The organism is Thioclava sp. DLFJ4-1 (assembly GCF_002020145.1).
GTDB lineage: Bacteria > Pseudomonadota > Alphaproteobacteria > Rhodobacterales > Rhodobacteraceae > Thioclava > Thioclava sediminum.
Genome location: NZ_MPZT01000003.1, coordinates 643592 through 649591 on the forward strand (window position 1 = coordinate 643592; position 6000 = coordinate 649591).

At 64.0% G+C, this 6000-nt stretch carries 9 protein-coding genes and 1 tRNA gene; 4 read left to right on the forward strand and 6 right to left on the reverse strand.

The features are described from left to right. Positions 1-4: 4 nt before the first annotated feature. From tyrS to BMI85_RS12895, 3 genes are all read left to right on the forward strand, one after another. Positions 5-1255: a tyrosine--tRNA ligase gene (gene tyrS / locus BMI85_RS12885; RefSeq protein WP_078601553.1), complete on the forward strand. Its 1251-nt coding sequence runs from the start codon at positions 5-7 to the stop codon at positions 1253-1255. Between the two features lie 74 nt (positions 1256-1329). Continuing rightward, entirely contained in the window at positions 1330-1512 is a 183-nt protein-coding gene (locus BMI85_RS12890; protein WP_078523133.1) for a DUF4169 family protein, read from the forward strand. Next, positions 1509-1733 (forward strand): ribbon-helix-helix domain-containing protein, encoded by a 225-nt coding sequence (locus tag BMI85_RS12895; protein WP_078523132.1) that lies wholly within the window; start codon positions 1509-1511, stop codon positions 1731-1733. Before BMI85_RS12890 ends, BMI85_RS12895 begins: the two co-directional genes overlap by 4 nt. On the opposite strand, the gene BMI85_RS12900 is transcribed toward BMI85_RS12895, so the two are convergent. The 3 genes from BMI85_RS12900 to BMI85_RS12910 all read right to left on the reverse strand — a co-directional run bounded on the left by BMI85_RS12900 (position 1709) and on the right by BMI85_RS12910 (position 3654). Continuing rightward, the gene (locus tag BMI85_RS12900) at positions 1709-2536 is read right to left on the reverse strand and encodes a lysophospholipid acyltransferase family protein (protein ID WP_246832555.1); all 828 of its coding nucleotides are present in this window, start codon (positions 2534-2536) and stop codon (positions 1709-1711) included. The two genes, BMI85_RS12895 and BMI85_RS12900, sit on opposite strands and share 25 nt — an antisense overlap. Then, positions 2533-3309: a GNAT family N-acyltransferase gene (locus BMI85_RS12905; protein WP_246831689.1), complete on the reverse strand. Its 777-nt coding sequence runs from the start codon at positions 3307-3309 to the stop codon at positions 2533-2535. Before BMI85_RS12905 ends, BMI85_RS12900 begins: the two co-directional genes overlap by 4 nt. A gap of 165 nt (positions 3310-3474) precedes the next feature. Continuing rightward, the gene (locus BMI85_RS12910; RefSeq protein ID WP_093477165.1) at positions 3475-3654 is read right to left on the reverse strand and encodes a DUF3553 domain-containing protein; all 180 of its coding nucleotides are present in this window, start codon (positions 3652-3654) and stop codon (positions 3475-3477) included. Positions 3655-3679: 25 nt separating this feature from the next. Between BMI85_RS12910 and BMI85_RS12915 the strand changes: the two genes are divergently transcribed. Beyond that, positions 3680-4294, forward strand: coding sequence for a histidine phosphotransferase family protein (locus BMI85_RS12915; RefSeq protein ID WP_078601554.1), 615 nt, complete (start codon positions 3680-3682; stop codon positions 4292-4294). A 24-nt stretch (positions 4295-4318) separates the two neighbouring features. On the opposite strand, the gene BMI85_RS12920 is transcribed toward BMI85_RS12915, so the two are convergent. The 3 genes from BMI85_RS12920 to BMI85_RS12930 all read right to left on the reverse strand — a co-directional run bounded on the left by BMI85_RS12920 (position 4319) and on the right by BMI85_RS12930 (position 6000). After that, on the reverse strand, positions 4319-5584 hold the full coding sequence (locus BMI85_RS12920; RefSeq protein WP_078601555.1) for a glutamate-5-semialdehyde dehydrogenase: 1266 nt from the start codon (positions 5582-5584) through the stop codon (positions 4319-4321). Continuing rightward, complete coding sequence (locus tag BMI85_RS12925; RefSeq protein WP_078601556.1) at positions 5581-5841, reverse strand: RND transporter; 261 nt, start codon at positions 5839-5841, stop codon at positions 5581-5583. Before BMI85_RS12925 ends, BMI85_RS12920 begins: the two co-directional genes overlap by 4 nt. Before the next feature lie 82 nt (positions 5842-5923). Beyond that, positions 5924-6000: transfer RNA gene (locus tag BMI85_RS12930), tRNA-Asp, on the reverse strand.

A 6000-nucleotide genomic window follows, 5' to 3' on the forward strand; every position in this document is an offset into this window, starting at 1 on the left:
CACGATGACCTACCATCCGAAATCAGACTTCATGCGCGTGATGATCGAGCGGGGCTTTCTGGCCGACTGCACGGATTATCAGGGGCTGGACGAGGCTTTGGCGAAGGGGGTCGTGCCGACTTATATCGGCTATGATGCGACGGCGAAGTCGTTGCATGTCGGCCACCTGCTGAACATCATGATGCTGCGCTGGCTGCAAAAGACCGGCCACAAGCCGATTACCCTCATGGGCGGCGGCACCACGAAGGTCGGCGATCCGTCGTTCCGCTCCGATGAGCGCCCGCTGCTGACGCCCGAAGCGATCGACGAAAACATCGCCGGGATGAAGCAGGTCTTCGCGAAATACCTCGATTACGGCGACGGACCGACCGATGCGCTCATGCTGAACAACGCGGAATGGCTCGACGGGCTGAACTACCTCGAATTTCTACGCGATATCGGGCGGCATTTCTCGGTCAACCGGATGCTGTCCTTCGAGAGCGTGAAATCGCGGCTGGATCGCGAGCAATCGCTGTCCTTCCTCGAATTCAACTACATGATCCTGCAGGCCTATGACTTCCTCGAACTGAACCGCCGCTACGGCTGCCTGCTGCAAATGGGCGGCTCGGACCAGTGGGGCAATATCGTCAACGGGATCGACCTGACGCGCCGTGTGCTCGATCACGAGATCTACGGGTTGACCTCGCCGCTTCTGACCACCTCGGACGGCCGCAAGATGGGCAAGAGCCAGGGCGGCGCGATCTGGCTGAACTCGGACATGCTGAGCCCTTACGAATTCTGGCAGTTCTGGCGCAACACGACCGATGCCGATGTGGGCCGTTTCCTGAAGCTTTACACCGAGCTTCCGGTCGAAGAATGCGAGCGTCTGGGCGCGCTGGAAGGCTCCGAGATCAACGCGGCGAAGGTGCGTCTGGCCAACGAGGTCACCGCACTCTGCCACGGCTGGGAGGCCGCGCATGCCGCCGAGGCGACCGCGCGCGAGGTCTTCGAGAAAGGCGGCGTGGGTGACGACCTGCCGACCCTGACGCTCACGGTCGAGGAACTGGGAGACGGCATCAGCCTCGCGCAGCTCGTGGTCCGCTCGGGCCTTGCGAAATCGGGCAAGGACGGCAAGCGGCTGATCGCGGAAGGCGCGCTCAAGGTCGATGACGAGACCTGCGCCGATCCGGGCCGCATGTTCACCGCCGCCGATCTGGAGACCCCGGTGAAGCTGAGCGCGGGCAAGAAGCGCCACGCGCTGGTCGAAGTCGAATAAACCTTCCGGGCGCGCCTCACGCGGGCGCGCCCAAGCCCCTTTCCCGATCCGGTCGGCTGTGGCACTCTTTGCTTATGAGCAAGGTCACCAATCTCAACCAGTTTCGCAAACAGCAGGCCCGCGTGAAGAAACGCGAGCAAGGCTCTGTGAACGCTGAGAAATTCGGGCGCAGCAAGGCGGAGAAGACGCTGCAGGAAAGCCGCGCCACGAAAGAGCGGCGCGATCTCGACGGGCATCAGCGCGAGCATGACGAATGAGCCGACCGAAGAAACGCTCCCTGACGCTGGGCGGGCATCGCACCTCGGTCACGCTGGAGGATGAATTCTGGCGTGCCTTCCGCGACATCGCGACCGAAAAAAACCTTGGTCTCAATGAGTTGGCAGCCGAAATTGATGTAGATCGCGGCACCGAGACGGGCCTTGCCACGGCGATCCGCCTCTACGTTCTGGCCTATTACCGGGCGCGCGCGATCTCGTAAGGCAGACCGCGACGCACAGCGCTTTCCGCCGCCCATGCAAGTTCCTTGCGCGAGCGATAGTCGGAGACGGAGAGCGGCGTGTGGAACACCACCTCGACCGCGCCTTGCCGCTTCTGGGCCAGCACCTTTATCAGATGCGGTCCGAAGCCCATATCGCCCCACCAGCCATAGAACCGCACGTCCTCGCCCGCGGGGGGCGTGTAGACGACGGTGACCGGCTGGATCTGCATCACGCGCTCCAGCCCGTGGCTGTAGAAGGCCTGAAACAGCGTCGGCTTGAAGGGTAGCACCCGGCGCGCATCGGTAGACGTGCCTTCGGGGAAGAACAGCAGGTGATGGCCCGCGCGGATGCGATCCTCGAACAGCCCCTGCTGCGTCTTCGCCTCACGCGGATCGCGCTTGATGAAGACGGTCCCGGTGGCCCGCGCGAGCCAGCCGACGAAGGGCCATTTGGCGACCTCGGCCTTGGAGACGAAATAGACCCGCTGGCAGGCGTTGAGCGCGAAGATATCGAGCCACGACCCGTGATTGGCGACCACCGCGCCGATCTTGGTCATCGGACGCCCGGTGACGCTGTACGAGAGCCCGAGGATCGGGAAGCTCATCCGGCACACCGCCTGCGTGATCCACGGCGTCCAGGGCCGCGCCAGCCCGTGAACCGGGCGCTCTACCAGCCGCACCAGCAGCAGCACGATCAGCCCGATCAGCAGCATCAGCCCCCAGATCAGACCGCGCAACACAGCCCGCGTCCAATCGAGCGCGCCAAGCGGTTTGGGATCGGGCTCGTCCTCGATCCAGCTCACGCGCGGCCCTCGAAACGGCGGGTGTAGAAGCTGCGATGCTTGTCGCTCATCGCCTTGGTATCCATCAGCAAAAGGACATCGGTGGTGTTGAAGGGACGGTCGATGAATGCACCCTCGCCCACGAAGCCGCCAAGCCGCAGATAGGCCTTGATCAGATTGGGCATCTGAGCCAGCGCCGCGCGCCGATCCAGCGCCTCCTCGGGCACGAGATCCATCGGCTGATAAGCTTCGGGCCGTGCGCGCGGGCGCATATGTTCGGGCGCAAGATGGTGGTGATGCAGCCAGGAGAGCGGCGCTTTCAGCGTCTCGGCATCGGTGCCGTGGAAGGAGGCCACACCGAAGAGAATCTCGATGTCATGGGCCAGCACATAGTCGGCCAGCGCGTTCCACAGAAGCAACATCGCCGCCCCGCCGCGATAGTCCGGGTCGACGCAGGAGCGGCCCAGCTCCAAGAGCTTGCGCCCCGTGCCGATCAGCGGCGCGAGGTCATATTCACTGTCGCAATAGAACTGCCCCGCCCGTTCCAGCCGATCGGAGGGCAGAAGCCGATAGGCCCCCACCACATGCTCGCCTTCCGCGCGTGCCGGATCGACCAGCAGCAGGTGATCGTAGACCGGGTCGAGCCGGTCGCTTTCCAGACGGTTTTCGTGATCGACCGTTTCACCGCCGCCGCCGAGCTCTTCGACGAAAACGCGATAACGGAGCCGCTGCGACGCCACGAGATCGGCGGCATCACGGGCCAGCCTGATTTCGAATGCGGCGCTGTCGATCACGGGCGTCCTCCTGCCGATCTTCGCTGGCCCGGTTTAGAAAGCCGCGCCCGGATTGGCAATATCGCGCGGTGCGCGCCGTGTCATCGGCGCATCACGGAGGGTTCAATCGCCACATCCCAAGGTTGAAGGTTTCCCACACGACCTCACGAAGCTGTTAACCATTCGTCAACTTTGTTCAGAGAAAACCAATTCCAGCGCGACCCGCCGCCCGTCCAGGACAAGCTTGCCTTGATGCTCGAAATTTACCGTCACTTTTTCGCCGATACGCGATTGAACCTGTCCGGTGCCCCAGTCGGGCTGGGCCGGGTTTCTGACCAGCATGCCGGGTTCGAGAATTTCATAGATCACATTTCACCTATTGGAGAGTTTAATGCCATTCGAGACCGCCAATGCCGGTACGGACGACGATGATTTGACCGCCCTTGTGGGCTCGCGCCTGTGTCATGACCTTATCAGCCCGATCGGGGCGATCGGCAATGGGGTCGAATTGCTCACCATGACGAGCGATGCGCCCGGGCCTGAGGTCGAGTTGATCGCCCAAAGCGTGGCGGCGGCGAATGCGCGCGTCAAGTTCTTCCGGGTGGCTTTCGGGCGAGCCGGCGCTGAACAACAGCTTGGCGAGGCGGAGGTCTCCGGTCTGTTGGGCGAATTATCGGCGCAAAGCCGTCTGGACTACGAATGGAAAGTGCCGGGCGATGCACCGCGCGCCGAGGTGAAGCTGGCGTTTCTCGCGATGCTCTGCCTGGAGACCGCGCTGCCCTTCGGCGGCACGCTGCGCGCGTTGCCCTGCGGCGATGGCTGGATGATTACCGCGCGGTCCGAGAAAGCGCGGCCTAACCGGGAGGTTTTCGCCGTGCTCGATGGGGCCCGGATGGAACTGACGCCCGCGCGGGTGCAATTCGCGATTCTACCGCGCGAGGCATCGCGGCAGGGCCGCAGGCTCGACTGGTCGGTCGACGCCGACGGCGGCACGATCGCGTTCTGAGGTCTCCGGGGTGTTCGGTGCGCCTTAAGGGCGCACCGTGCCATGCCCCGTCACCAGATATTTGAACGATGTCAGTTGCTCGGCACCCACCGGCCCGCGCGCATGCATCTTGCCGGTCGCGATCCCGATCTCTGCGCCCATCCCGAACTCGCCGCCATCGGCGAACTGGGTCGAGGCGTTGCGCATCAGGATCGCGCTGTCGAGCCGCTCGAAGAAGCGGTCGGCGGCGGCGTCATTCTCGGTCAGGATCGATTCCGTGTGCTGGCTGCCATAGCGGCGGATATGTTCGATCGCGCCATCCACGCCATCGACGATCTTCGCCGCGCAGATCATATCGAGGAATTCGCGCCCGAAATCTTCCGCGCTCGCCTCGGTGACGCCCTCGATTTGCAGCAGATCGCCGGTGCCGCGCACCTCGACGCCCGCCTTCAGCAGGTCCTCGATCAGCACGCCGCCATGTTTCTCCCAGAAGGCCCGGTCGATCAGAAGACATTCCATCGCACCGCAAATCCCGGTGCGCCGGGTCTTGGCGTTCACCACCACGGCCCGCGCCTGTTCCAGATCGGCGGCCCCGTCGGCATAGATATGGCAGATGCCCTCGAGATGGGCGAAGACCGGCACGCGCGCCTCGGCCTGCACCAGTCCGACGAGCCCCTTGCCCCCGCGCGGCACGATCACGTCGATGAATTCGGTCGCGCGCAGCATCTCAGCCACGGCGGCGCGGTCGCGGGTCGGCACAAGCTGGACTGCCGCTTCGGGCAGCCCTGCGGCGCGCAGACCTTCGAGCAGGCAGGCATGGATCGCACGGCTGGAATGGAAGCTCTCCGAGCCACCGCGCAGGATCACCGCATTGCCCGATTTCAGGCACAGCGCGCCTGCATCCGCGGTCACATTGGGCCGCGATTCATAGATCACGCCGATCACGCCAAGCGGCGTACGCACGCGCTTGATATGCAGCCCCGAGGGCATGTCCCATTCCGCGATCGTGTCGCCCACCGGATCGCGCTGCGCAGCCACCGCCCGCAGACCCTTGGCGATCGCCTCGATCCGCGCGTCGTCCAGCATCAGCCGGTCCATCATCGCGGGGCTCAGCCCCTTCTCCGCGCCGTAGGCCATATCCTCGCCATTGGCGGTAATGATCTCGCCCTTGCGCGCGAGCACCGCATCGGCGGCCGCTTCCAGCGCCTTTTTCTTCACCTCAGCGCTGGCGAAGGCCAGCTCCGCCGCCGCCGCACGCGCGGCCGCGCCCATCGTCTCGATCAGCCCTTTGGCGTCCATGTCGTCTTTCATTGCGCACCTCTACCGGATTTCCCGGTCTGTCCCGTCTTCACCCATTGCGCCAGCTTCACCGCCAGCACGATCCACGGCAGCCCGTGCATCACCAGATCGAACCAGTCGATCGGACGCACCAGCGTGCCCGCCATCAACATCTTCAGCTTTTCCCAGATATGTGGCTCTGGGGCGAATGGTGCGAGACCGAGCAGTGCTGCGAAAAGCACCGCCTGCAGCAGGGTGATGTGGTCGAAAACCTGTTTGATCCAGCGCATACGCTCCTCCCGAAACTTCGCCCGGATATAAGCGACAGATGCGCGTTTCACAAACGCAACTTTACCGTAAAGGAGGGGAAAGTGGCGCGGTTGACGGGGCTCGAACCCGCGACCCCCGGCGTGACAGGCCGGTACTCTAACCAACTGAGCTACAACCGC

Bases quoted from the DNA above. Each gene is read 5' to 3' on its own strand.
- BMI85_RS12925 (WP_078601556.1), bottom strand. From the start codon at position 5,841: ATGCGCTGGATCAAACAGGTTTTCGACCACATCACCCTGCTGCAGGCG.
- BMI85_RS12895 (WP_078523132.1), top strand. From the start codon at position 1,509: ATGAGCCGACCGAAGAAACGCTCCCTGACGCTGGGCGGGCATCGCACC.
- BMI85_RS12915 (WP_078601554.1), top strand. From the start codon at position 3,680: ATGCCATTCGAGACCGCCAATGCCGGTACGGACGACGATGATTTGACC.
- tyrS (WP_078601553.1), top strand. From the start codon at position 5: ATGACCTACCATCCGAAATCAGACTTCATGCGCGTGATGATCGAGCGG.
- BMI85_RS12920 (WP_078601555.1), bottom strand. From the start codon at position 5,584: ATGAAAGACGACATGGACGCCAAAGGGCTGATCGAGACGATGGGCGCG.
- BMI85_RS12890 (WP_078523133.1), top strand. From the start codon at position 1,330: ATGAGCAAGGTCACCAATCTCAACCAGTTTCGCAAACAGCAGGCCCGC.